This window comes from Micromonospora pallida (assembly GCF_900090325.1).
GTDB classification, from domain to species: Bacteria; Actinomycetota; Actinomycetes; order Mycobacteriales; family Micromonosporaceae; genus Micromonospora; species Micromonospora pallida.
The window spans coordinates 852467-876235 of the sequence record NZ_FMHW01000002.1 but is presented as its reverse complement, the minus strand read 5'-3'; the positions used below and the strand labels follow the sequence as shown (position 1 = coordinate 876235).

Annotated in this window: 25 protein-coding genes and 1 pseudogene; 5 read left to right on the top strand and 21 right to left on the bottom strand. The window is 66.8% G+C overall.

Features of this window, described 5'->3' with window-relative positions; translation table 11 throughout:
- Window positions 1-44 precede the first annotated feature (44 nt).
- From fabG (GA0074692_RS04020) to GA0074692_RS03950, 16 genes and pseudogenes are all read right to left on the bottom strand, one after another.
- Window positions 45-788: a 3-oxoacyl-ACP reductase FabG gene (fabG, locus tag GA0074692_RS04020; protein ID WP_091639466.1), complete on the bottom strand. Its 744-nt coding sequence runs from the start codon at window positions 786-788 to the stop codon at window positions 45-47.
- 29 nt (window positions 789-817) lie between these two features.
- Entirely contained in the window at window positions 818-1441 is a 624-nt protein-coding gene (locus tag GA0074692_RS35620) for an NAD(P)-dependent oxidoreductase (RefSeq protein ID WP_245730119.1), read from the bottom strand.
- 110 nt (window positions 1442-1551) lie between these two features.
- Window positions 1552-1803 (bottom strand): annotated as a pseudogene (locus GA0074692_RS35615) (hypothetical protein); the annotation flags it as partial.
- 10 nt (window positions 1804-1813) lie between these two features.
- Window positions 1814-2497: an NUDIX hydrolase gene (locus GA0074692_RS04010; RefSeq protein ID WP_141725137.1), complete on the bottom strand. Its 684-nt coding sequence runs from the start codon at window positions 2495-2497 to the stop codon at window positions 1814-1816.
- Entirely contained in the window at window positions 2472-3908 is a 1437-nt protein-coding gene (locus GA0074692_RS04005) for a class I adenylate-forming enzyme family protein (RefSeq protein ID WP_176738282.1), read from the bottom strand. Before GA0074692_RS04005 ends, GA0074692_RS04010 begins: the two co-directional genes overlap by 26 nt.
- Window positions 3905-4720 (bottom strand): enoyl-CoA hydratase/isomerase family protein, encoded by an 816-nt coding sequence (locus tag GA0074692_RS04000; RefSeq protein ID WP_091639458.1) that lies wholly within the window; start codon window positions 4718-4720, stop codon window positions 3905-3907. Before GA0074692_RS04000 ends, GA0074692_RS04005 begins: the two co-directional genes overlap by 4 nt.
- 2 nt (window positions 4721-4722) lie before the next feature.
- Window positions 4723-5505 (bottom strand): enoyl-CoA hydratase/isomerase family protein, encoded by a 783-nt coding sequence (locus tag GA0074692_RS03995; protein WP_176738281.1) that lies wholly within the window; start codon window positions 5503-5505, stop codon window positions 4723-4725.
- Window positions 5502-6326 (bottom strand): acyl-CoA dehydrogenase family protein, encoded by an 825-nt coding sequence (locus tag GA0074692_RS03990; protein WP_245730596.1) that lies wholly within the window; start codon window positions 6324-6326, stop codon window positions 5502-5504. The genes GA0074692_RS03995 and GA0074692_RS03990 overlap by 4 nt, the downstream gene beginning before the upstream one ends.
- 5 nt (window positions 6327-6331) lie before the next feature.
- The gene (locus GA0074692_RS03985) at window positions 6332-7459 is read right to left on the bottom strand and encodes an acyl-CoA dehydrogenase family protein (RefSeq protein ID WP_091639451.1); all 1128 of its coding nucleotides are present in this window, start codon (window positions 7457-7459) and stop codon (window positions 6332-6334) included.
- A 29-nt stretch (window positions 7460-7488) separates the two neighbouring features.
- Window positions 7489-8085 (bottom strand): TetR/AcrR family transcriptional regulator, encoded by a 597-nt coding sequence (locus GA0074692_RS03980; RefSeq protein WP_176738280.1) that lies wholly within the window; start codon window positions 8083-8085, stop codon window positions 7489-7491.
- On the bottom strand, window positions 8082-8801 hold the full coding sequence (locus GA0074692_RS03975; RefSeq protein WP_091639445.1) for an ABC transporter ATP-binding protein: 720 nt from the start codon (window positions 8799-8801) through the stop codon (window positions 8082-8084). Before GA0074692_RS03975 ends, GA0074692_RS03980 begins: the two co-directional genes overlap by 4 nt.
- Window positions 8798-9556, bottom strand: coding sequence for an ABC transporter ATP-binding protein (locus GA0074692_RS03970; RefSeq protein ID WP_091639442.1), 759 nt, complete (start codon window positions 9554-9556; stop codon window positions 8798-8800). Before GA0074692_RS03970 ends, GA0074692_RS03975 begins: the two co-directional genes overlap by 4 nt.
- Window positions 9556-10584 (bottom strand): branched-chain amino acid ABC transporter permease, encoded by a 1029-nt coding sequence (locus GA0074692_RS03965; protein WP_141725135.1) that lies wholly within the window; start codon window positions 10582-10584, stop codon window positions 9556-9558. Before GA0074692_RS03965 ends, GA0074692_RS03970 begins: the two co-directional genes overlap by 1 nt.
- Before the next feature lie 2 nt (window positions 10585-10586).
- Window positions 10587-11471: a branched-chain amino acid ABC transporter permease gene (locus GA0074692_RS03960; protein ID WP_091639438.1), complete on the bottom strand. Its 885-nt coding sequence runs from the start codon at window positions 11469-11471 to the stop codon at window positions 10587-10589.
- A 6-nt stretch (window positions 11472-11477) separates the two neighbouring features.
- Window positions 11478-12701 (bottom strand): ABC transporter substrate-binding protein, encoded by a 1224-nt coding sequence (locus tag GA0074692_RS03955; protein WP_091639436.1) that lies wholly within the window; start codon window positions 12699-12701, stop codon window positions 11478-11480.
- Between the two features lie 17 nt (window positions 12702-12718).
- Window positions 12719-13672, bottom strand: a complete 954-nt coding sequence (locus tag GA0074692_RS03950) for a cyclase family protein (RefSeq protein WP_176738279.1) — start codon at window positions 13670-13672, stop codon at window positions 12719-12721.
- Window positions 13673-13889: 217 nt separating this feature from the next.
- Between GA0074692_RS03950 and GA0074692_RS03945 the strand changes: the two genes are divergently transcribed.
- From GA0074692_RS03945 to GA0074692_RS03925, 5 genes are all read left to right on the top strand, one after another.
- The gene (locus GA0074692_RS03945) at window positions 13890-14861 is read left to right on the top strand and encodes an NAD(P)H-dependent flavin oxidoreductase (protein WP_281198763.1); all 972 of its coding nucleotides are present in this window, start codon (window positions 13890-13892) and stop codon (window positions 14859-14861) included.
- A complete protein-coding gene (locus GA0074692_RS03940) occupies window positions 14858-15355 on the top strand; it encodes a thioesterase family protein (protein WP_091639430.1) in 498 nt (165 codons plus the stop codon). Before GA0074692_RS03945 ends, GA0074692_RS03940 begins: the two co-directional genes overlap by 4 nt.
- 2 nt (window positions 15356-15357) lie before the next feature.
- The gene (locus tag GA0074692_RS03935) at window positions 15358-16137 is read left to right on the top strand and encodes an electron transfer flavoprotein subunit beta/FixA family protein (RefSeq protein ID WP_091639427.1); all 780 of its coding nucleotides are present in this window, start codon (window positions 15358-15360) and stop codon (window positions 16135-16137) included.
- A gap of 17 nt (window positions 16138-16154) precedes the next feature.
- Window positions 16155-17117, top strand: a complete 963-nt coding sequence (locus tag GA0074692_RS03930) for an electron transfer flavoprotein subunit alpha/FixB family protein (RefSeq protein ID WP_091639423.1) — start codon at window positions 16155-16157, stop codon at window positions 17115-17117.
- 736 nt (window positions 17118-17853) lie between these two features.
- Complete coding sequence (locus tag GA0074692_RS03925; RefSeq protein ID WP_091652525.1) at window positions 17854-18306, top strand: MaoC family dehydratase; 453 nt, start codon at window positions 17854-17856, stop codon at window positions 18304-18306.
- A gap of 652 nt (window positions 18307-18958) precedes the next feature.
- On the opposite strand, the gene GA0074692_RS03920 is transcribed toward GA0074692_RS03925, so the two are convergent.
- Genes GA0074692_RS03920 through GA0074692_RS03900 form a run of 5 tightly spaced genes read right to left on the bottom strand, consistent with a single transcriptional unit; the run spans window position 18959 to window position 23722 of the window.
- Window positions 18959-20197, bottom strand: coding sequence for an acyl-CoA dehydrogenase family protein (locus GA0074692_RS03920; RefSeq protein WP_091639419.1), 1239 nt, complete (start codon window positions 20195-20197; stop codon window positions 18959-18961).
- Entirely contained in the window at window positions 20197-21249 is a 1053-nt protein-coding gene (locus tag GA0074692_RS03915; protein WP_091639417.1) for a phosphotransferase family protein, read from the bottom strand. Before GA0074692_RS03915 ends, GA0074692_RS03920 begins: the two co-directional genes overlap by 1 nt.
- Window position 21250: 1 nt before the next feature.
- Window positions 21251-21703 carry a MaoC family dehydratase gene (locus GA0074692_RS03910; protein WP_091639414.1) on the bottom strand — a complete coding sequence of 151 codons (453 nt, stop codon included), beginning with the start codon at window positions 21701-21703 and terminating at the stop codon, window positions 21251-21253.
- 23 nt (window positions 21704-21726) lie between these two features.
- Complete coding sequence (gene fabG / locus GA0074692_RS03905) at window positions 21727-22485, bottom strand: 3-oxoacyl-ACP reductase FabG (RefSeq protein ID WP_091639411.1); 759 nt, start codon at window positions 22483-22485, stop codon at window positions 21727-21729.
- A gap of 19 nt (window positions 22486-22504) precedes the next feature.
- Window positions 22505-23722, bottom strand: a complete 1218-nt coding sequence (locus GA0074692_RS03900; protein WP_091639408.1) for an acetyl-CoA C-acetyltransferase — start codon at window positions 23720-23722, stop codon at window positions 22505-22507.
- Window positions 23723-23769: the final 47 nt, after the last annotated feature.

Genomic DNA, 23769 nt, shown 5'->3' with positions numbered 1-23769 from the left:
TTGGTGCTTGCCCGCCCCGGCTACGTCGCGGCAGGGGTCGGGGCTCAGATGTTTCGACCCCCGGAGATCTCGATGACCGTGCCGGTCAGATAGCTCGCCATGTCACTGGCCAGGAACAGTGCCACCGAGGCAACCTCCTCGGGCCGGCCAAACCGGCCGAGCGGCACTTCCTTGAGGCGGGCCTCGCGGATGTCCTCGCGCATAGCGGCCGTCATTGCGGTCTCGATGATGCCCGGCTGGATGGCATTCACCCGGATGCCGGCGAAGCCCAACTCCTTCGCCGCCGCTTTGGTGAGACCTACGATGCCCGCCTTTGCCGCGCTGTAGTTCGTCTGCCCCGGGTTGCCAACCTTTCCGGAGATCGACGACACATTCACGATCGAGCCGCCGGTCCCCCGCTCGCGCATGAGCGCGGACGCCGCTCGGGTGCCGAGCCAGGTGCCCTTGAGATGCACGGCGATCACCGAGTCGAAATCTTGCTCGGACATCTTGCGCATCGTCGCGTCCCTGGTGAATCCCGCATTGTTGACCAGGACATCAAGGCTGCCGTACCGCTTGAGGGCCACGTTGAGTAGGGCAGACACGTCGTCGGCGTCGGTCACGTCGCAGGCGATACCGACCGCTCGCTCACCGATGTTCAACGACCTGGCCGTGGCGGTCACATGTTCTGCGGAGATGTCACCGAGGACGACATTTGCCCCCTGCGCGGCGAACGCCGCCGCGATGCTATGGCCCAAGCCTTGAGCCGCTCCGGTGACCACGGCGGTTCGTCCCGCCAGCAACTGCATGTGCTGTTCCCCTCACGTCTGATGCCGGATCAGTTGATCCGACGGATCGGTGTTCCTGTGAGGTACGCGCCGATGTCTTCGACGGCATCCTCGTAGTAGATCCGGTAGTTCCCGTCGGTCAGGTAGCCGACGTGTCCTGTCGCCAGGATGCCGGGGGTGCGCCGAAAGGGGTGGTCGTGTGGCAACGGCTCTTGGTCGTAGACGTCCAGTGCCGCACCGGCGATCTGGCCCTTGCGCACGGCGTGTAGGAGGGCGGTCTCGTCAACGATCGGCCCGCGGGACGTGTTGATCAGGTAGGCGCGTGGCCGCATAAGTGCAAGTTCGTGCGCGGTGATGAGGTGACGGGTGCGTTCGCCGAGCTTGAGATGCACCGTGATGACGTCAGAGTTGGAGAAAAGTTCCTGCTTGCTGACCCGCCGGGCATCTGCCGCGGCTGCGGACTCCTCAGTAAGGTTCTGCGACCAGGCGACGACATCCATGCCGAACACTCGTGCGATGCGAGCCACTCGCCGCCCGATGTGCCCGAGCCCGACAATGCCGAGTCTCTTGCCTTCCAGTTCCGTTCCGATCGTCGTCTGCCAGCCGCCTGTAGCCATGGCGGCCAGTTCCTCGGGCAGACGCCGCAGGCATGCCATGATCGACGCCGTAGGCATGCCATGATCAGGGCCCAGGTGAGCTCCCTGGCGGGGCCGGCGAGCGAGCGGGTTCCGCATACCGCGATGCCATGCTCACGCGCAGCGTCCATGTCGATGGCCGCGTTGACCATCCCGGTGGTGACGATCAACTTGAGGCCCGGCAACAGGTCAAACAGGTCACGGTTGATGGGAGTGCGCTCGCGCATTGCCACCACGACGTGCGCGCCGGCGAGGAAGTCGATGAGCACCTGCCCGCGAAGGAGTCGACGGGCGACCGTCACCTGGCAGCCCGGCGGCAGGGTGCGCCAGTTCGCCGAGGTGAGGGCGACCCTCTGGTAGTCATCGAGAACCGCGATGCGGCATGTGGAATCGACGCTCATGGCACGAGTCTCATGAGTCTGCCCGCCCGTCAGCGGACGTTCGCCAGGCGACCGAGACCGCCTCACCGCTGCCGTCGGTCGCCCACTGCCCGGTCGGCAGCGCTGCCACAAGGAAATGGGTGTCGTACCGGCGTGGGGACCACTCGGGTGTCACCCAACGCGCCCACGGATACAGGAGCGCCGGCGAGAGCACGGCGCCAGTGGCTTCTAGGACGTCGGCGAAGGTGCGGGTCTTGGTCACAAGTTCCTGCCGACAGGCGGCAAGACCGGCGCCCGGGATCGGGTGGCCGGTGCGCGTGTCCAGGGCGAGAAGGACGCCGGATTCCTCGAAAACCTCGCGTACGGCGGCGACCAGTAGTTGCGCTGCGTGCTCGAGGTCGCAGCCGAATCCCTTGCCCCAGGACGCCAGTTCTTCGCAATCGGCGAAGGCGCGCACGTGTGCGTCGGCGGCGTCGAGCGACCCGCCCGGAAACACTGTCTGCCGTGGTGCGAAGGCCATTGTGGATGCGCACTCCAACAGGAACGCTTCAAGACCCGGTTCGCCATCGCGCAGGAGCACGACGGTAACCGCCGGTCGCGGAGCGGTCCGTGCTACCGGCGTGTGGAGATGGGCGCGGACGAGATGCTCGACCTGTGCCAGCCCACGACGTTCATAGGCGGGCCTGGAGTTATCGACCGTACGCACGAAGCTCACGCTTCTGAATCTTTCCTGTGGGTGTCCTAGGCAGGTTGTCCTGCACCACCACCTCGGCCGGCACCTTGAACGCCGCCAGACGCGCCTTGGTCCAGTCCCGTAGCTCGTCGGGGGATGGCCGGAAGCCGGGCCGTGGGACGACAAAGGCCACCGGCACCTCGCCCAGATCCTGGTCTGGGCGTCCGACCACGGCGGCCTCCAGCACGGCCGGGTGGCTCGTTAGAACCTTTTCCAGTTCACCGGGGTAGATGTTCTGCCCGCCGCGGATGATGAGTTCCCGGATCCGGTCGACGATGGTCAGCCGCCCCTCCTTGAAGAACCCCACGTCACCGGTGTGCAACCAGCCGTCCTCCACGGGCACCGGTTCGTCGGTCCCGACGTACCCGCGCAGAACGGAGTCGCCCTTGATGAGGATCTCACCGCGCTGGTCGTCCCCTGAGGGCTCGTCGATTCGCACCTCGATGCCGGACACGATCGGGCCCGTACTCGTGAAGTCGTCGTGGTGGTCGGCGGCGGTACCGATGTGGTTGAGGCTGGCGATCGCCGTAGCCTCGGTGAGCCCGTAGCCGAGGTACAGGTGGGCCCGGGGAAACACGGCCCACGCGTCGGCGGCGATTTCGGTTGGCGAGGGGGCTGCGCCGATGCCTACCTTGATGGGCCCGTCGTACCGGACGTCGGCCTGCCGGAGCCGGGCCAGCATCGTCGGTACCATCGGCAGGAACGTCGGACGGCTGTCCCTGAGGGCCTCGGCTACGGCGTCGGGTGAGAACCTGCGCAGCAACCGCATCGACGCGCCGGACATCGCCATCATGTTGATGCCTTGGTTGAGGGCGTACGTGTTGAAGATCGGCAGCGCCAACAGGATGGTGTCGTCCTTGCCGACTCCGATCCAGCGATAGGTCGGGTCGTAGTTGGCGGCGAGATTCCGTTGCGCCAGCAGCACGCCTTTCGGCTCGCCTGTCGAGCCGGAGGTCTGCAACAGCATCGCCGGGTCGTCGATGCCGAGTTGAGCCGGGGCGACGTACTCGGTGACCGTCGGCACGTCGAACTCGCCGGTCACCAGGTGGGTCGCGACTTCCGGACCGAGGTCCAGCGGCGTGTCGCACACGACCACAGAGATGCCGAGCCGTTCGACCAGACGCTGAACCTCCTCCTGCTTCATTGCCCGGTTGATCGGTGTCACCACGCCGCCGAGGTAGAAGACGGCGTACTCGTACAGGATGAAGTTGGGTGTGCTGTCGATGAACAGCCCGACGCGGGTGCCCGAGCGTACCCGGTCGGCGAGCGCCGTGGCGGCGGCCTTGACAGCGGCCCGGACCTCCGCGTAGCTGTAGCGCTCCGTGTCGGTGACGATGCAGTCCTTGCGCGGCTGGCTGAATGCCCAGTCGAGGAGGGCGGTTGATCGGTTCATGCGTTCTCCTCGGAGTGGAACCATCCGATGGCGCCCTTGAGCCCAAGCTCCTTGATCTTCTGGGTCATGGTGTGCGTGCCCTGCGCGGTGTGCGCCACGGCGTCCCACTCGGCGCCCTGCAGGATCGCCTCCCGGAAGCCCCGCTGGTCCATGTGCCGGTTGAGCGCCATCTTCTTCAGCCGCAGCAGGTCCAGCGGCATTTTCGCGATCTGCTGCGCGAGCGCCTCCGCGCGCTTGAGGGCTGTCCCGGCAGGCACGGCGTAGTTCGCCCACCCGAGCGCGGCCGCCTCCGCGCCAGACATCCGGCTTCCCGCAATGAACGACAGTTCCTTTGCCTTCTTCGGGCCGATGAGCCAGGCGGTCGTCGGGCTCAGGAGCCCCCCGCCGAGCGGGATCGCCGGCCATCCGATCACCGCGTCCTCGCCGACCACGGTGATGTCGGTGCAGACCGCGAGCATGGTCGCCCCGCCCATGCAGTAGCCCTCGATCGCGCTGACCACCGGCTTGGGGGTGTCCCACACCGCCAGCCACCGCTGGATATTGCGGCGCAGCGACTCCCAGTCCAGGTACGACTCGAGGCCGGATGCCGCGTCGGATCCACCGTTTCCGGGGTCGACATCGAACCCCACACTGAACGCCCGTCCGTTCCCGCTGATCACGATCACGGAGATGTCCGGGTTCGCTCCCAAGGCGGCGATCTCCGCCGAGAACTCGTCCAGGAGTTGGTTGTTCATTGCGTTCAGCTTCTCTGGCCGGTTGAAGGTGAGATAGCCGATCCGGCCGGCGGTGTGGGTGGTGATGAACCGAGGCATAGTTACTCTCCGATGAAATTGACGGAGTCGAGGGGTCGCTTTTCCCGGAAGGCGCTGACCGCGGCCCGGTGGTCGTGCGTGGTCGCTACGACTGCCTGCCCGAGGGACTCCTTGTCGAGGGCCGCCTGCAGCGATCCTTCGACGGCGCGGTTGGTGAGCAGTTTGGTGACTGCGAGTGCCTGGGTGGCGCCGCGGGCGAGGTCCGCGCAGTAGGCGAGGCACTGTTCTGCGAAGTCGTCGCCGTAGACGTGGGAGACAAAGCCGAGTTCGAGCGCCTCTTCGCTGCGGATTCGGCGCGCCGACAGCAGGATCTCCTTCGCCCGGTACAGGCCGACTTGCTGGGCCAGGAAGTACGTGCCGCCCATGTCGGGGATGAGTCCGAGCCTCACGAAGGACTGCTGGAACCATGCCGAGCGGTGCGCCAGCACCACGTCGCAGGCGAGGGCGAGGTTGAAGCCGGCGCCGGACGCGATGCCGTTCACGGCCGCCACCACGGGCTTGTTCAGCGCCACGATCCGTTCGGTGATTTGGCGGCCCTTGGCAAGCACCTGCACCGTCTCGACCGCGGTGCGCTCCCCCATCGCTCTTACGTCGCCGCCCGCGCAGAAGGCACGGCCGGTGCCGGTGAGCATGACGACTCGGGTGGTGTTGTCGGACGAGACGCACGCCAACGCGTGAAGGAGTTGATCCTTCGCTCCCTCGTCCAGTGCGTTGAGCGTGTCCTCGCCGTCCAGCCGCAGGCGCAGTACGCCTGGGGCGGGCCGGTCGGACACCAGGGTGGTCACTGGGCCGATCCCAGCAAGGACTCGATCTGCAGCACGTGGTTGAGGAAGTGATGTAGTCCCACCTCCTCGGTGAAGCCCACACCGCCGTGGACCTGGATCCCGAGTTCGATTGCGGTCGTTGCCAGCTCGCACGTCTGGCGCGACCACATCCGCGCGGTGTCCGGCTCGTGGGCACAGGCGATCGCCGCGGTCCAGGCCTGCTCGCGGGCGATGTGGAGGTTGGCGAGGTGGTGTCGGACCGCCTGGAATGCCTTGATCGGACGGCCGAACTGCTCGCGGGTCTGTGCCCACTCCACCGACCGATCAGCCACCGCGTCCACGCAGCCCACCGCGACCGCCGCCAGGACGGCGTGCAACTCGACGGTGTGGTGGGCCGCCAGCGCCGTGTCTGCGGGCGGGCCGTCGAGCACGGCTAGCGGCATGGCGTGTGAGAACTCCTCACGCCGGGCACCGGATGGTTCGACGGGCAGGGGGTTGCCCTGCACATCGAGGATGACGATGGTGTCGGTGATGTACGGGGCGACGACCTCGTCGCCCCGTGGCAGGGCGACGCTCACGCCGGACGCCAGGGTCTGCGGGTCAGGGCGGAACCAACGCCCAGCGAGCAGGGTCGGCACGAGCGGGGTCGCCGTCTCGTAGCGGCCGGCGGTCCGGGCGATCTCCTGGAGGCCACGGATGCCGAGTTCGGCGTCGGGATCGGCGCCCAGGGCGGCCCAGCCGCCCTCGACGAGTTTCGGCCAGGCCTGCGCCGGCGCGTTGGTCAGGATGGTCGCTACGTTTTCGGCGGCAAGGGCGCCGATCTCGTCGACGAGGACTGTCATGGCGGTCACCTGGGGACTCTCAGGACGCGGTCGGTGATGATGTTGCGTTGGATTTCGTTCGTGCCGGAGTAGATGGACGCGGCCCGCGCGTTCAGGTAGTGATGCCGCCAGTAGTCGCGATGCCGGGCGCACCCGCTCTCGACACCGAGGCGGCCGCAAGCCTGCAGCAGTTCGCTCCAGATCACCTTGAGCGTCGACCCACTGCGGAACCAGTCCTCGCCGGAGGCCTTCTCCTCGGTGGCGCGCAGGACGTGCCAGCGGAGCAGGTCGTTGCGCTCGCGGAGGTGCACGGCGCGGGCCCGGTGCTCGTCGCAATTGGCACAGCACGAGGTAAGGGTGTCGACCTGAGCCGTGATCTCGACCAGCCGGGTGCCAGCCTCGGTGGTGCCGCGTTCGTTCGTCAGCACGGTCATGGCGACCTGCCAGCCTTCGCCCTCCTGGCCGACCCGGTCCGCATCGGGGACGAACACGTCGGTGAAGAAGACCTCGGAAAACTCCTCGTCGCCGGAGATCTGCTTGATAGGGCGGACGTCGACGCCCGGCTGCTGCATGTCGAGCAGCAGGAACGTCAGGTTGTGGTGGCGGGGACCGTCGGAGCTGCGGGCCAGCATGAGGCAGCGCCTGGAGTACTGCGCGAAGCTGGTCCAGATCTTCTGGCCGTTGACGAGGTAGCCACCCTCGACCCACTTGGCAGTTGTGCTGACGGCGGCAAGGTCTGAGCCCGCCCCGGGCTCGGAGAACCCCTGGCACCAGATTTCAGAGCCGTCCAGAATCCGCGGCAGATAGGTCGCCTGCTGCTCGGGCGTACCGCACGCGATGATCGTCGGCCCCGCGAGCACGCGACCGATCCGGCCGAAACCGTCGGGAGCGTTCGCCCGAGCCGACTCCTGATAGTAGATCAGCTCCTCGATCGGGCCGAGACCACGGCCACCGTTCTCGGAAGGCCACGCAAGGCCCGCGTAGCCGCCTTTGTGCAGCAAGTGGTCCCACTGCTGCTGGAACTGCCGCGCTTCCTCCGAGGTGAGGCGCTCGCGCTCGTACCGCCATCGGTCGGGGATGGTCGCCTCGAGCCAGGATCGGATCTCCCTGCGGAAGGCCTCTGCGCGAGGTTCGCTGAAGCTGGTGACTGTCATTCGAGTAGGTATCCCTTACGGTTGGTGCGTCATGCTGGGGGCCTGGCGACCGACCGCACGGCGAGGTCGGCGTAAGTACGCGCGACGTCGACGGCGGCGAGCCGACGGTCGGGGTCGAACCAGTTGACGACGGACTCCCCCATACCGAGGATCGCGAAGCAGGTGGGGGTCACGTCGAGCGGACGGAATTCGCCGGCTTCCATCCCGCAGCGCAAGATGTCCTTGAACGTTTCCTCGTACCTCTTGAGCAATCCCACGATGTCTGCGCGGCGGTCAGCACTGAGGTGGACCAGGCCCTCGCGTACGAGAACCACCTTGTTGCTCGAGCAGTAGTGCTCGGTGTGGGCGAAGGTCGCCGCCCAGAGTTGCGCGGTCGGTGCCGAGTCGGCCTCCGCGACGGCCTTGTCGACCGCTTCCTGAATGGCGAGGGTGCCCTGGCGCATCAGGGCCACGACAAGGTCCTGCTTGGACTTGGTGTAGTTGTAGAGGCTCTGGGCCTCGATGCCCACCCCCGCGGCAATCTCCCGCAGGGTCATCCCGACGTATCCCTTCAGGTTGAACAGGCGGCGCGCCTCGGCATAGATCTGGGCCTCGGTTTCCGCCGAGTTTCGCTTGTAATCGGTCACGGCTGACTCGCCCCCGCAGACAGGTATCGGTCGATCAGGTCGGAACCATTCTCAAGCTCCGACGTACTGCCGGTCCACGCCACCCGTCCGGTGCTGACGATCGCGACACGCTGCGCGAGTGCCGCGACGAACGCGAAGTTCTGCTCGGCCAGCAGAATGCCCACACCGAACTCGCTCGGCAGTCGCGCAATGGACTCCTGCAACTGCTCCACGATGAGCGGCGCCAACCCCTCGGTCGGCTCGTCCATCAGCACGAACCGCGGCGCCGACATCAGCGCACGCGCGATGCTCACTGCCTGTTGCTCCCCGCCGCTGAGTTCATAACCGCGTCGCGACAGCAGTCGCCCGACGAGCGGCACGCTCGCCACGACCTTGGCCAGTTGGTCAGCAGGAGCGTTCTTGGTGTGCGCCAGTTCGAGGTTTTCCCGGACACTCAGCGCCGTGAACACCCGCCGATCGTCCGGCACCCAGGCAACCCCGTGCCGGCTAATCCGGTACGTCGGCAGGCCCCGCAGCGCCCGATCGTCGATCGCGATCTCGCCGGCCACGGTGACGGACGGTTCGGCGATCACCGACTTGAGCAGCGTCGTCTTGCCAGCCCCGTTGCGTCCGAGCAAACCCACCGTCTCGCCTTGTTCGAGGGTGAGGCTGACGCCGAACAGGGCCTTCGCGAGCCCGTACGACGCGGTGACGTCGGACAGTCTGAGGATGCTCATGCGGATCCTCCCCGGTACGAGTTACCGAGGTAGATCTCCCGCGTCTGTGGGGCGTCGCGGACCTCCTCGGGCTTGCCGTCAATCGCGATCCGCCCGTTAGCCAGGAGCACCACCCGGTCCGCCAGCGCGAAGACGACATCCATGTCGTGAGCGGTGATGACGATGGCCAGGTCGGGTCGGGCCTGCCGCAGATCTTTCAGGATGGAGATGGTCCGGGGCAGGTCTTCCATCCCCATGCCCGCCGTCGGCTCGTCCAGCAGCAGCAGCTTCGGCTGCTGCACCAGCGCCATCGCGATCTCCAGGTTCTTCCGGTTGCCCTGCGACAGGGCGCTGGCCAGCACCCAGCGCAGGTCCGTGAGGCCGGTCGCGTCGATAGCGCGTCCCACCCGGTCGTCGGGGCGGGGCGCGCCGGCCCAGAACCGGCGGTAGCGGCGATGCGTACTCTGCAGCGCGATCGTCACGTTCTCCTCGACGGTCCTGCTTGGAAAGAACCGCGCGATCTGGAAGGTGCGGGCCACGCCCGCATGGGCCAGTCGACGCGCTCCCGCCCGGGTCACGTCCTTGCCGAACAGTTCGACGCGGCCCAGGTCGGCGAGGCGCTCGCCGGCCATCACGGAGAACAGCGTCGTCTTGCCCGCGCCGTTCGGGCCGATTATCGCGACCGTCTCGCCCGGCTCGACCGCCAAGGTCACGTCCTGCACCACGGGCGGACCCCCGTAGTGCTTGTGCACGCCGTGCAACGCGAGCAGGCTCATCAGCGCACCACCTTGACTCGGTCGCGGATCCAGTCGGCGACGCCGAGGATCCCTCCGGGCATCAGCACGACGATGAACAGCAGGATCACCCCGAGAATCAGGGTTCCGTGCGACGTCTCGCCGAAGATCTGGTTGTTGAGCAGCAGGAAGACGATCGCCCCGATCGGCGCGCCCCAGAACCGGTACAGACCACCGAACAACGCCATGATGATGATCTGGCCGCTGAACGTGAAGGAGAGTGTCGAGGGGGTGACGATGCCCTGCTGCTGCGCGTACAGCACCCCGGCGACCCCGGCGACCGCCCCGGAGAGCACGAAGGCGGATAGCCGGAGCGCGCGGACCGGCAACCCTACCGCAGCCGCCTTGACGGGGTCGTCACGGACGGCGTTCAGGCTGACGCCGTAAGGCGACAGTTGGATCCGGCGCAGCAACCCGAGCAGGACGGCGACGACGGCGACGATGTACCACCACAGGTTGTCCTCGGTCGCGATGTCCCAGCCCCCGATCGTGCCGCTTGGGATGCCGAAGATGCCGTTGTCACCTTGCAAGCCCTCGATCTTGAAGGTGAGAAGGTAGACGACCTGACCGATGATCAGCGTCATCATCGCGAACTCCACGGCGACGATCCGCGCCCCCAACAGGCCCACCACCAGCGCGATGACGGCTGCCACGGCGGCCCCAGCGAGCAGGAACAGCAGTGGGGACATGTCCCGGTCCTTCAACAGTCCGGCCGTGTAGGCGCCGATGCCGAAGAACGCCGCGTGACCGAAGGTGTAGATACCGCTCCAACCGAGCAGTACGCCGAGACTCGCGGTGAGCAGCGCGTACACGACACCGGTCATGAGCACGAACTGCAGGCTCTGGTCGAACGAGAAGTACAGGATCGACGTGACCGCGGCGAAGATGATCGGCTCGGCCACCGGCCGCAGCGACGACCAGGCCCGCCCGGGCGTCTTCGCGGCCGGGGGTCGTGCGGCCGTCCGCCATTTCGCCGCCAGCAGTACGGCGGGGCTCTTGAGCGTCCTCACGGCTAGGCCCTCCTGACCCGTGCGTTGCCGAGCAGGCCCTGGGGGCGCAGCACGAGGACGACGGCGACGAGGATGTAGAAGGTGAACCCGGTCAGGACCGGGGCGTATGCGACCGCTGCCGTTTCGGCGATGCCTACCAGCACGGAGGCGACCAGGGAACCCTCGACCGAGCCGAGACCACCGACGATCACCACCGCGAAGCACTGCAGGATGAACGCGTTGCCCAGGCTCGGAGAGATGGCGACGTTGGGTGCCATCAGGGCGCCCGCGACACCGGCGAGCAGGCTGCCGAACCCGAAGACCAGCAGCAGGACGGTCTTGGCGTTGATGCCGATGGCCTGGGCCATGGTGGCGTCCTGGGCAATCGCCCGGACCGCCCGGCCGGAGCGGGTCCTGTTGATGAGCAACCAGAGGCCGACCGCGACCACGATCCCGACGACGACGAGCACCAGGTCGTACATGGTGATCGCCGCGCCGGCGACGCGCACGTCGCCGGCGAGCAGTTCGGGCTGCCGCTGGGACCGGCTGTCCGTGCCCCACACCACCTCGCTCGCGCCTTCGAGGGACAGCAGGACCGCGTAGGTGGCGAGCAGCATCGTCATGTGGTCGGCCCGGTATAGGCGACGCACGACGGTCATCTCGGTGACCAGCCCCACCGCGCCAGCGAGCAGGCCACCCGCCAGCACGGCCAGGATGAACATCACGAGCGAGGGGGTCGCCCCGCCGAGCAGGCTGGCGGTCAGGAGCGCGCCGAGCACGAAGAACGCTCCGTGCGCGAAGTTGAGCACCCCGATCACGCCGTAGATCAATGTGAGCCCACTGGCGACCAGGAAGATCGGGACGCCGTACGCCACGCCGCTCAGCAGGACGGAGACCAGCTGACTCATGGTCGGTCAGTCCTCCGGCTTGACGAGTTGTGTCTCGAGGATCTTCACGGTCTCGGTGGCGTTGGGGTCACCGGCGCTGTGCGTCACGACGACCGGGGTGTTGGCCTGGTGGGTCTTCGCGTTGATGGTGAGCTTGCCGGCGGGCGAGTCAAACTCGATGCCGGGCAGCGCCTTGAGGACCTTGTCGTAGTCCGCCGAGCCGGCCTTCTCGATCGCCGCCTTGTAGGCGTACACGGCGAGGTAGGCGTCGTAGCTCCACGACACCGGCTTCTTGCCGGTCTTCGCCTCGAAGTCCTTGACGAAAGCGTCGTTCATCTCGCTGTCGAACGCGGCGTAGCTGTAGTCGTACGCATTCCACACCTCGGGAGCCCGGCCACCGAGGGTGCGCGCGACCGGGTAGTAGCCGCCCGGCTGAACGATGAACGCGTACTTCGAGGCGAGGTTGAGGTCCTGGGCCTGCTGCAGGAAGCTCGCGGTGCCCGCGCCGTACGTGCCGAGGTACAGGCCGCGGGTCTTCGGGTCGCCGGAGACGCTGGCTAGCGCCTGGACGTACGGCTTGAAGTTCTGCTCCCCGAGGGCGACGAAGGTTTCCTTCTGGGTCCGCAGCGCGACCCCGTTCTCCTTCACGGTCTCCTGGAAGATCTTCCACTGTGAGGTGCCGGTGACGTAGTTGTAGCCAAAGGCGTCGTAGTCCGTGACGGTCGGGAACTTCTGAGCGATCACCTTGGCGAGGCTGGTCACCATGAGCGTGTCGGCGTTGCCGACGCGGAAGAAGTTCGGGTGCGGTGCGTCCTTGCCGTCGTGGCCGGTCAGACCGTCGTTCGTGCAACCGGCGTCGACCATCACGACCTTGAGTCTCGGCAGCGTCGGCGCGGTGGCCAAGCAGTTGGCGCTGGAGAGCATCCCGAGTTGCAGCGAGACGCCGTCGTTGGCGAGCTTACGGATCGCCGCCGCGGCGGTCTCGGGTGAGGAACCCTCGTCCTGGGTGACGAGCTTGACGCTCCGGCCGTTGATCCCGCCCTTGGCATTGATCTGGGCGACGGCGACCTCGGCGCCGTTGACCTGGTTCTGGCCGATCTGGGCTTGGGCGCCTGAGATGGGGCCCAGAACGCCGAGGGTGATCTCGCCGGAGTCGGAACCACTGGCGTCCGAGCCGCCACAGGCCGCCGCGCTGGCGGCCAGCAGCCCGACCGAGACCGTCGCAACGACCGTTCTGAAAGACCGTTTCATGGGGGTGGTGGTCCTCTCTAGAAGATGGCGAGCGCGTTTGCGGGGGAACCACACCCGCCGGGGAGGTTGACCGGGGCAGAGGTGAACAGGAAGGTGTAGCGGCCGTACTCCTGGCACCGATCGGAGAGCCCTTCGAGATCGAAGAGTTCGCCGAGGGGAATGCCCAGCAGCGGAAGCAGCCGGCGGTGCAGTGATCCGACTGCAGGGTCGCCGGGGACGGGCTCGACTGCGGGGACGTCAGTGATGAGTGCGGAAACGCGCCAGTTCCACAGCAGGCGGGCGGTCTCCTCTCCGGCGTGCAGTCCGGGAAAGGCCGGGGCCTCCGCGAGTTCGGTTCGGCGTTCCCCGGTTAGCTGTGCGTACTTGCGGGGCCACCCGGTGCGCACGAGCAGCAGGTCGCCGTGACGCACCTCGACGCCCTGCTCGGACGCGACCTCGCGCAGCAGTTCTGGCGTGATGGCCCGCTCCGCGTCGCAGCGCAGCTCGTCGCCGGATCTGAGCAGGTACGCGGCGACGTCAAGCAGCACCCCGCGCCCGACGATGCCCCGGCGGGCCCAGACGTCGATGCCGAGCCACGACTTGTCCTGCGACGGGTCGGCGGTTACCCCGCCGAAGAACCCGAACTCACGGGCACGGACGTGGCGGAAGCCGTCCCACTGGCTCGACCCTTGCGGGAAGTACGCGTCCAGCCGGTCGTCCCACGTGTTCCGGTCGTGGGTGAAGAAGTCGTGCTTGGTCGGCTCGCGCCCGAACAACGGCGGCGCCGGCTGGTCGATCGGCAGGTTCAGCGCCACCACCACCCCGCGGGAGGCCTCCGACAGTGCGGCGGCCACGACGTCGGGCGTGAGGTAGTTCAGCGTGCCGAGGTGGTCATCCGCACCGAACACGTCCCACGCGTGGGGATACCCGAGGCGCTCGATGACCGGCAGGTCTTCGTAGGCGGGGATGTCGTCGGCTGTGAGTCGATGCACAGCCAGAGTCTTGACTTACGAACGCTCGTAAGTCAAGACTTCGTTTCCAGACGGTTTCCGGATGTGGACGCCGCTCGGGACGCAGCCGAGCGGGCCCGGATGCGCAGCCCGCGAGCAGGCGGATCGAGGCCGCGGGTCGACTGCTCCGTTACCGGGCCGAGCACGATGTCCTGCGCCTCACGCGGTCGGGAGCACCCAGGAAAGGAACGGATCCGTTGTGAAGACGAGAATCACCGAGCTGCTGCACATCGAGAAGCCGATCATGCAAGGCGGAATGCAGTGGATCGGATACGCGGAACTCGCCGCGGCGGTGTCGAACGCCGGGGGCCTCGGCCTCATCACCGCGCTGACTCAACCGACGCCGCAGGACCTCTACAACGAGATCCGCCGGTGCCACGATCTGACCGACAAACCGTTCGGCATCAATTTGACGACGTTGCCAACCATCAACCCTCCCCCATACGACGAATATCGTGACGCGGCGATTCAGGCCGGGATCACCGTCGTGGAGACCTCGGGTTCCAATCCTGCGCTATTCACGTCGCACTACCAACAGGCCGGAGTCAAGGTCATTCACAAGGCGACGAGCGTCCGGCACGCACTCAAGGCCGCCGCCGCCGGCGTCGACGCGATCATCGTCGACGGCTTCGAATGTGCGGGCCATCCCGGTGAGGAGGACATTCCGGGCCTGGTGCTCGTCCCCGCCATCGCCGATCGGGTCAATGTGCCACTCCTCGCCGCTGGCGGGATCGGCGACGGCCGAGGACTTGCCGCCGCCCTCGCACTCGGCGCGGACGGCATCGTGATGGGAACCCGCTTCATGGCCACTCAGGAGACCCCCATCCACCCCGACGTGAAGAAACGCATCGTCGCCAACGATGAGCACGAGACGAATCTGATCTTCCGGGAACTGCAGAACACCGCCCGGGTCGCCCGCAACTCTGTCTCTGAGAAGGTCGTCGAGATCCTCCGGAACGGAGGCGCCTTCGAGGACGTTCGTGACCTGGTAGCGGGCGCTCGCGGAAAACAGGTGTACGAGACCGGCGACCTCGAGGCCGGCATCTGGTGGGCGGGGCTGGCACAGGTGTTCGTGCACGACGTACCCACCTGCCGAGAGTTGCTCGACCGCATCATCGCTGAGGCCGAGGCCATCATCTCCGGACGACTCACCGGGATGACACAGAAATGACACCCTCGCCGCGAGACGCACGGCACGACCTTCCGGCGTTCACGACAGCCTGCCAACTCCCGGCGCCATTCCGGCTGGTCATCCCGCCCGAGTTCGAAGACGCGAACGAACACATGAATATCAGCCACTATTTCAGCCTTCAGACCGCGGCGGTGCGGTGGCTCATGGAGCGACTCGGCTTCGTAGCGGACTACCGGGAGCGGAACAGCCACACACTGTTCACCGTGGAACACCGGCTGCAATACCTAGCCGAGGTGAAGGTTGGCGACGAGGTGAGCGTCCACCCCACCCTGCAAACCAGGACAAACAGACTACTTCGCGGAACCTCACTACTACTCAACCACTCCCGAAAACAGATTTCGAACAGACTCGACTTCGACATCCTTCACATCAATCTCGAGACGCGTCGCTCCTCTCCTCTGAGCCCAGAACTCGCCCTCGCGGCCGACAAGCACATCGCCCAGCTGAGAACCTATGGAATCGAGAAGCCTTGACCATGAAGATCGTCGTACTCGTCAAGCAGGTGCCCGACTCCGGTGCGGAACGCAACCTGCGTAGCGACGACAACACCGTCGACCGCGGGTCGGCCAACAATGTGATCAACGAGATGGACGAATACGCCATCGAGGAGGCGCTGCAGGTCCAGGAGCAGACCGGCGGCGAGGTCGTCGTCCTGACAGTGGGCCCGGAGCGGGCGGGCGAGTCGATCCGCAAGGCTCTGTCGATGGGGCCCGATTCCGCTGTTCACGTAACCGACGAGGCGATGCACGGCTCCTGCGCGGTCGCCACGTCGAAGGTCCTGGCGGCGGCAATCTCCCAGATCAAGCCGGATCTGATCATGTGCGGCGCAGAGTCCACCGACGGCCGGGTGCAGGTAATGCCGCACATGATCGCCGAGCGGCTCGGCATTGCCGCACTCACCGGCGCGCGGACGCTGACCGTGGACGGGTCGACGCTGACGATCGAACGGCAGACCGAGGACGGCTACGCGGTGGTCTCGGCCGCCATGCCCGCCGTCGTGAGCGTGTGGGACACGATCAACGAGCCACGGTACCCGTCGTTCAAGGGCATCATGGCCGCCAAAAAGAAGCCCGTGGCAACCAAGTCGCTGGCCGACCTGGGCATACCAACCTCCGACGTGGGCTTCGACGGTGCCACCAGCACCGTGGTGGAGCACAGCAAGCGGCCGCCGCGGCAGGCCGGCAACAAGATCACTGACTCGGGTGACGGCGGCGTGAAGCTCGTCGAGTTCCTGGCGTCCGAGAAGCTCGTCTGACAGAGAGGCTCCCAAAGATGGCAGAGGTACTCGTCGTCGTCGAGGCCACACAGGCATCCGGCGTCAAGAGGGCCACCCTCGAACTGCTGACGATCGCCCGGGAGTGGGGTGAGCCGTCCGCGGTCGTGCTCGGCGTGCCGGGTGCGGCCGCCGCGGTCCAGGACAGGCTCGCCGAGTTCGGCGCGCAGAAGATCTACGCTGCGGAGAGCGAAGACATCGACGCCTACCTGATCGCCCCGAAGGCCACCGCGCTGGCCAACCTGATCACGTCGATATCGCCGGCTGCGGTACTGCTTGCTTCCACTCAGGAGGGCAAGGAGATCGCCAGCCGGCTGGCGATCAAGCTCGACAACGGCATCCTCACCGACGCGGTCGGCCTCGACGGCTCCGGTGTGGCCACGCAGCTTGCGTTCGCCGGCTCGGTGATCGTCAAGTCCAAGGTGACCAAGGGAATCCCGCTAGTGACCTTGCTGCCCAACTCGGTCACCCCGGTCCCGGCGCAGACATCACCTGCAGTGGAGAACGTTGCCGTCGAGGTGGCCGACAACGACAAGCTCGCGCAGGTAGTCCACCGGGTCGCCGAACAGAAGGGCTCCCGCCCGGAGCTCACCGAGGCTTCCATCGTGGTCTCCGGCGGACGCGGTGTGGGCAGCGGCGACAACTTCAAGCTCGTCGAGGAGATCGCCGACCTGCTCGGTGCCGCCGTCGGCGCGTCCCGCGCCGCCGTCGACTCCGGCTTCTATCCGCACCAGTTCCAGGTCGGCCAGACCGGCAAGACCGTCTCACCGCAGCTGTACATGGCTCTGGGTATCTCAGGCGCCATCCAGCACCGCGCCGGCATGCAGACATCGAAGACAATCGTCGCGGTCAACAAGGACGAAGAGGCACCCATCTTCGAGCTGGCCGACTTCGGCGTCGTGGGCGACCTGTTCAAGGTCGTACCGCAGGCGATCGAAGAGATCCGCAAACGCAAGGACTGACCGAGGCCGTCGAGGATGCGTGATGAGTGCGATTTTTATCGGGATCGCGAACTAGGGGTCACATCGGTTGACGTGCAGTTCTGGGGGCTCTGCTGCATTGAGCGCTGACATGAGCACGGGAGGCGCGAGGGTGAAGATGCCAGGCAGCCCCGCCCCTGGTTACCACCGCGATCGGTGCTCACCGGGTTCCAGTTCCCACCTGGGGTAACCAACCACTAGCGCAGCGCGTTCTCGTCGAGCCGAGACGAGGCCCAAGCGGCGATCCGGCAAGGCAGCCGTCGGTCCGGATACGGGTGTTGTATCCGGACCGACGGCCAGCGCCGCCAGGCGTCGTCTGGGTTCCGCCGCAAGCCAGCGAACGTCCGAGAGACACGACCTAGGGCGCACCGGTACCTGCGCCGCTGCCTGGGCCCGAACCTTGCTCATCAAGGCCCGCCTCGGCGTCATCGACGAACCGCCCGACTACGGAAGGCAGGGCACCCGCAAGAGCCGATCGGGGCTACGAAGACTCCATCACCAGTGCGTTCGAGACGAACGTGGGACACGCCCTCGCTCTTTGCCAACAACCTCGCGTCCCACGCGAACAACTTGTTGTTCAAGTGCCGCGAGCCAACTCGGACGCCGTCCTAGTCGTCCACCTGCGGGACGCGTTTCGAGGTTCTCTACATCGCCAGTGGACCCGCAGCCCCACGAAGTGAGTCCGCCGGGCATCGAAGACCAAGAGGAGTACCAGACTATGAGGATCTTTCACGGAATCGAGGAACTGAAAGGTGCCGTCGGGACGCACCTCGGCTACTCGGACTGGCGGACGATCAACCAGGAGCAGATCGATGCATTCGCCGACGCCACCGGCGACCACCAGTGGATCCATGTCGATCCCGCGAGGGCAGCACAAGGTCTCTTCGGCTCAACGATCGCGCACGGTTACCTCACGCTTTCCCTGGTGCCATCGTTCCTCAACCAGGTCTATCGGATCGAGGACACCACGATGGCAGTCAACTACGGTGCCAACCGCGTGCGGTACCCCTCCCCGGTCCCGGTGGGATCGCGGCTCCGCGGCGGCGTGGAACTACTCGCTCTCCAACAGACCACGAGCGGCCATCGGCTCACGTCCCGCGTCACCATCGACCGGGAAGGTAGTGACAAGCCGGCCTGCGTAGCAGAAGTGCTCAGCTTGCTGGTGCCGTGATGACTACTGCGCTAAGTCCAACCTGCGGCACTGCTCACAGCTGGAGCGGCTCATGAATCGGCACTCGAACGTCAAGCATGTCACCGGCAGGGGCGGCGGGTCCGTGACAGTGGTCCGGTGCTCACGGCACCGGCGGCCGAGAATTGATTGACCTGGAGTGTTGGGGCGTTTTCCCAGTTCAGGGCCCAGCTATGACAGTCACGGCGGTTCGGCGACGGGCGATCAACACCCACGTGAGGGTCGGCGACTGACCGTTGACGACGGACGCCCGCCCGCCGTCGTCCATCCGGCGCGTGGGGTTTGTGTCGGAGCTTCACCACGAATCCATGATCACCAACCGGAGCGAACTACAACTACGCCCCGAACGGCATCGCCGATACGCCGGGAGCCGCCGCCACAGGCTCATTCGATTGCTGCTCGCTGATGTGAGACGCCTCAACCGCTGCAAAGATCCCTAGGCCATCACCACACGGACGTGGATGGCTCACTCCGACAGACTCCGGGCCAGTCGAGCGTCGTTCAGCACCACCAAGGAGCACGGCTCCTGCGGCCCGCTGCGCGCCAAGGCCGCAATGCAAGCCCAGGTGACCACGCAAGGACGCCACCTCGGCGGACGACCATCTCATCGCCACCTGCGCCGCCGGCGGACACATCACCCCGACATCAATCGTCGGACCGCTGCGCGTCGTTTGAGCTCTCCCCGGGCGAACGCATTCTTGTGTACCTCATCCGGTCCGTCAATAATGCGGAGCGTCCGGACGTTGGCGAAGTACTCGGCGAGCGGAAAGTCCTGGCTCAACCCGCCCGCACCATGCACCTGGATGGCCTTGTCCAGGATCCACTCAACGGTCCTCGGTGTGGCGATCTTGATCGCCTGGATCTCGCTGTGCGCCGCCTTGTTGCCCTTGGTATCCATCAACCAGGCGGTTTTCAGCACCAGCAACCGCAGCTGCTCTAGCCTCACCCGCGCCTCCGCTATCCAGTCGCGAACGACGCCCTGGTCGGCCAATGGCCGGCCGAACGCGATCCGGGCGTCGGCCCGGTCACACATAAGCTCGATGGCCCGCTCGGCTACACCGATGGAACGCATGCAGTGGTGGATTCGTCCCGGGCCCAGCCGGGCCTGCGCGATCGCGAAGCCGTCGCCCTCGGCGCCGATCAGGTTGCTCGCATCGACCCGTACATCGTGGAACACGATCTCGGCGTGTCCGCCGTGGTTGTGGTCGTCGTACCCGAACACCTCCATGCCTCTCTTGACGACCACGCCAGGGGTGTCGCGCGGGACCAGGATCATCGACTGCTGCCGGTGTCGGTCTGCGTCCGGATCGGTCTTGCCCATCACGATGAAGAGGGCGCACTCCGGGTTCATCGCGCCGGTGATCCAGCATTTGCGTCCGTTGACCACGTAGCCGTTCCCGATACGGTTGATCCGGGTGGCGATGTTGGTGGCGTCGGAGGACGCGACGTCGGGCTCGGTCATCGCGAACGCCGACCGGAGCCGACCAGCGAGGAGTGGGTCCAGCCAGGCCTCGCGCTGAGCGATGGTGCCGAACGACGCGAGCACCTCCATGTTTCCGGTGTCCGGTGCGGCGCAATTCAACGCCGCAGGTGCGAGGTGGAGACTACGCCCGGTGATCTCCGCTAGCGGGGCGTACTGGAGATTCGTCAAGCCGGCACCTTCCTGCCCAGGCAGGAAGGCGTTCCACAAACCCGCGCCCCGCGCTTCGGCGCGCAGTTCTTGGAGGATCGGGACGGTGGACCAGGCCCACTGGTTCTCCAGGACGGCGAGTTGCTCACGGAAGGTCGCCTCCGCCGGATAGATCTTTTCCTCCATGAGGGCGAGCAGGCGCTGCCGCATTCGCTCGGTTGTGGCGTCGAAGGCGAAGTCCATCAGGCATTCTCCTTGATCGATGAGAGACCGACCGAGATCAGCGGTTCGACGATGTCGCCGATATTCTCGAACCCGGCCCCGACGGTCTGTCCCTGAAGGAAGCGGAAGTGGATGCCCTCCAGCACCACCGCCAGCTTGAACGCGGCGAGGCCCAGGTAGAACCCGATCTCGTTGACGTCGCGGCTGCTGAATCGGGCGTAGTGCTGGAGCATCTCGACGTCCGTCAGGAACCCGGGTGCCGTTCCTGCATCCGCGACGGCGCTGGCCGAGCCGAACTCGGCCATCCGGCGATAGGTCATGAGCAACGCGATGTCGGTGAGCGGGTCGCCGATCGTCGCCATCTCCCAGTCGATGACTGCGGCGACGTGGTCCTCGGAGATGAGCAGGTTGTCGAGGCGGTAGTCACCGTGCACAACCGCGGGTGGCTGTGGCTGCGGCGTCCGCTCGACGAGCCGTCGATGCAGTTCTTCCGCGTCGGGCAGATCCCGGCTGCGCGATGCGTCGAACTGCTGGCGCCACCGGCGTACCTGCCGCTTCAGGAAGCCGTCCGGGCGCCCGAAATCGGTCAGCTGGACCGCGGCCGGATCCACTTCGTGCAGTGCCAGCAGGGTGTCGATCATCCGGGTCGAGATCACTCTGGTGCGGGCGGCGCCGAGGGGCATGAGTTGGCTCGCGTCGCGATAGGGAGTGCCGATAACCCGCTGCATGACGAAGAACGGCGCGCCCGACACCTCCGGGTCTTCGCACAGCGCGTAGGTGCGCGGTACGGGCACCGCCGTGTCGCGCAGGGCGGTCATCACGCGGAATTCGCGCCGCATGTCGTGCGCGGTGGCGAGGACGTGCCCCAGCGGCGGGCGGCGAACAATCCACCAGCTGTGGCCGTCGGTCACCTCGTACGTCAGGTTCGACTTGCCGCCGGCGATGAGCCGGCCGCGCAGTGGCCCGCGCAGGTCGCCTGGGCGTTGCCGCTCGTAGTAGCGGCGGAACCGGTCCAGGTCCAGACCGGGCAGCTCGGTGACGAAGGGACCGTTCCGGTCGGCTAGGGATGACATCTCAGGGCACCAGCATGACGACGACTTCGGCGACGCAGACCGGCTTGGTGGCGTCGTGCCGTTCGACGGTGACCCGCACGACGGCCTGCACGCCGTCTGGCCGTTGCTCGACGCTGACCACCTCCGCCCCGGCCCGAATCCTCGAGTCGACCGGGACAGGTGCCGGGAACCGTACCCGGTTGCAGCCGTAGTTGATGCCCAGGCGGACGTTCTCGACGGCGTAGATCTCGCTCAGGAACTTCGGGACGAGCGACAGCGTGAGGTATCCGTGGGCCACCGTCGTGCCGAACGGGCCGCCGGCCGCCCGTACCGGGTCCACGTGGATCCACTGGTGGTCATCGGTGGCTGCGGCGAAACGGTCGATCTGGTCCTGGGTGACCAGGTGCCACGCGCTGTACCCGAGGTGCGTGCCCACGGCCGTGCCGAACTCGTCGATATTCCGAAACGTACGCACAGCGGGTCCTTCCTCTCTCCTCGTCATGCCCGCGGCCCGCCGGCTACGTAAATGACTTGTCCGGACACGAATCCGGCCTCGGGCCCGGCGAGGAAGGAGACGGTGGCGGCGATGTCCTCCGGCTGCCCGACGCGTCCGACCGGTATCTCGGCCGCGGCGGCGGCCTTGAACTCGTCGAACGGCATGCCGATCCGGCGGGCGGTCGCGATAGTCATCTCGGTTTCGATGAACCCCGGGGCGACCGCGTTGACGGTGACCCCGAACCTGCCCAGTTCGATCGCCAGGGTCTTGGTGAAGCCTTGTAGCCCCGCCTTGGCGGCGGCGTAGTTGGCCTGGCCACGGTTGCCGAGGGCGGAGGTGCTCGAAAGGTTGACGATGCGTCCCCATCCGGCGTCGACCATGTGCCGCTGGATGGCCCTACTCATGAGGAAGGATCCGCGCAGGTGCACGGTCATCACCGCGTCCCAGTCGTCGGTGGTCATCCGGAACAGGAGGTTGTCACGGGTGACTCCGGCGTTGTTGACCAGGACGGTCGGGTCACCGAGGGCAGTGGCGACCCGCTCGACCGCGCGGTGGACGGCGGCTTCGTCGCCGACGTCCACGCCGACCGCCACGGCGGTTCCGCCGTCGCCCCGGATGCGCGTCACGACGGGTTCACACGCGGCCTCGTCGAGATCGGCGACCGCGACCTGGTAGCCGTCGGCGGCCAGTCGGAGGGCCACGGCCGCGCCGATGCCGCGGGCCGCGCCGGTCACGACGGCGGTACGGGTTTCGGTACTCATGTCATGTGCTCCTGATGCCCTATGAGAGCCGCTCGATGATCATTGCCATGCCCTGGCCGCCGCCGACGCACATGGTCTCGAGGCCGAACTGCTTGTCGTGGAATCGCAGTGAATTAATAAGGGTGCTGGTGATGCGGGCGCCGGTCATGCCGAACGGATGACCGACCGCGATGGCCCCGCCGTTCACGTTGAGCTTGTCGATGTCCACACCGATCTGCTCGGCCGCCGGTATCACCTGGGCGGCGAACGCCTCGTTGATCTCGACCAGGTCGATGTCGTCGATCGTCATTCCGGCCCGTCGCAGCGCCCGCCGGGATGCCTCGACCGGACCCAGGCCCATGATCTCCGGCGACAGGGCGCTCAGGCCGGTGGCCACGACCCGGGCCAGCGGGGTCAGCCCGAGTTCGACGGCCCTGCGATCGGACATGATGACGAGCGCCGCCGCGCCGTCGTTGAGCGGGCAGCAGTTGCCGGCGGTGACGCTGCCGTCGGGCCGGAAAACGGGACGTAGCGCCGCCACCGCCGCCATGGTCACGCCGGAGCGCGGGCCGTCGTCCTTGGCTACCGTGCCGCCGTCGGGCAGGGTCACGGGCGTGATGTCGCTGGCCCAGAAGCCGTTGGCGATCGCCTGCTCGGCCAGGTTCTGGCTTCGTACGCCGAACGCGTCCTGGTCGGCCCGGGTCACGCCGAGCTGCTGCGCCACGTTTTCGGCGGTCTGCCCCATCGCGATGTAGACGTCGGGCAGGGCTCCATCGTCCCGCGGGTCACTCCACACCTGTCCGCCGGCGGCAAACTTCTCCGTCCGTGCCTCGGCCTCGGCGAACGCCCCGTTGTGGGTGTCCGGGCAGTCGTCGGCGCTTCCCCTGGCGTGTCGGCTGACGGTTTCGACGCCGGCCGAGACGAAGACGTCGCCCTCGCCGGCCCTGATGGCATGCGCTGCCATGCGGGTGCTCTGCAGGCTGGACGCACAGTAGCGGGTGACGGTGGTTCCCGGCAGACTGTCGATGCCGGCGAGCACGGCAGCGACCCGGGCCAGGTTGAAACCGGACTCGCCGCCAGGCAGGCCGCAGCCGACGATCAGGTCTTCGATCTCTCCGACGGGTAGGGCCGGGACCTTGGCCAGAGCGGCCTGCACCATCTGCACGACCAGGTCGTCGGGACGCATGTCCTTCAGCGACCCTTTGACTGCGCGCCCGATCGGTGACCGGGCGGTGGCGACGATCACTGCTTCCGGCACGACGTCCCCCCTTCCTGGGCAGTGCGGAGTTGCGGGGTCTGATCCGG

What these genes read in the sequence shown, in the direction of transcription:
- fabG (WP_091639466.1), bottom strand. Translation starts at nt 788, where the DNA reads ATGCAGTTGCTGGCGGGACGAACCGCCGTGGTCACCGGAGCGGCTCAA.
- GA0074692_RS35620 (WP_245730119.1), bottom strand. Translation starts at nt 1,441, where the DNA reads ATGCCTACGGCGTCGATCATGGCATGCCTGCGGCGTCTGCCCGAGGAA.
- GA0074692_RS04005 (WP_176738282.1), bottom strand. Translation starts at nt 3,908, where the DNA reads ATGAACCGATCAACCGCCCTCCTCGACTGGGCATTCAGCCAGCCGCGC.
- GA0074692_RS04000 (WP_091639458.1), bottom strand. Translation starts at nt 4,720, where the DNA reads ATGCCTCGGTTCATCACCACCCACACCGCCGGCCGGATCGGCTATCTC.
- GA0074692_RS03990 (WP_245730596.1), bottom strand. Translation starts at nt 6,326, where the DNA reads ATGACAGTCCTCGTCGACGAGATCGGCGCCCTTGCCGCCGAAAACGTA.
- GA0074692_RS03985 (WP_091639451.1), bottom strand. Translation starts at nt 7,459, where the DNA reads ATGACAGTCACCAGCTTCAGCGAACCTCGCGCAGAGGCCTTCCGCAGG.
- GA0074692_RS03975 (WP_091639445.1), bottom strand. Translation starts at nt 8,801, where the DNA reads ATGAGCATCCTCAGACTGTCCGACGTCACCGCGTCGTACGGGCTCGCG.
- GA0074692_RS03970 (WP_091639442.1), bottom strand. Translation starts at nt 9,556, where the DNA reads ATGAGCCTGCTCGCGTTGCACGGCGTGCACAAGCACTACGGGGGTCCG.
- GA0074692_RS03960 (WP_091639438.1), bottom strand. Translation starts at nt 11,471, where the DNA reads ATGAGTCAGCTGGTCTCCGTCCTGCTGAGCGGCGTGGCGTACGGCGTC.
- GA0074692_RS03955 (WP_091639436.1), bottom strand. Translation starts at nt 12,701, where the DNA reads ATGAAACGGTCTTTCAGAACGGTCGTTGCGACGGTCTCGGTCGGGCTG.
- GA0074692_RS03940 (WP_091639430.1), top strand. Translation starts at nt 14,858, where the DNA reads ATGACACCCTCGCCGCGAGACGCACGGCACGACCTTCCGGCGTTCACG.
- GA0074692_RS03935 (WP_091639427.1), top strand. Translation starts at nt 15,358, where the DNA reads ATGAAGATCGTCGTACTCGTCAAGCAGGTGCCCGACTCCGGTGCGGAA.
- GA0074692_RS03930 (WP_091639423.1), top strand. Translation starts at nt 16,155, where the DNA reads ATGGCAGAGGTACTCGTCGTCGTCGAGGCCACACAGGCATCCGGCGTC.
- GA0074692_RS03925 (WP_091652525.1), top strand. Translation starts at nt 17,854, where the DNA reads ATGAGGATCTTTCACGGAATCGAGGAACTGAAAGGTGCCGTCGGGACG.
- GA0074692_RS03920 (WP_091639419.1), bottom strand. Translation starts at nt 20,197, where the DNA reads ATGGACTTCGCCTTCGACGCCACAACCGAGCGAATGCGGCAGCGCCTG.
- GA0074692_RS03915 (WP_091639417.1), bottom strand. Translation starts at nt 21,249, where the DNA reads ATGTCATCCCTAGCCGACCGGAACGGTCCCTTCGTCACCGAGCTGCCC.
- fabG (WP_091639411.1), bottom strand. Translation starts at nt 22,485, where the DNA reads ATGAGTACCGAAACCCGTACCGCCGTCGTGACCGGCGCGGCCCGCGGC.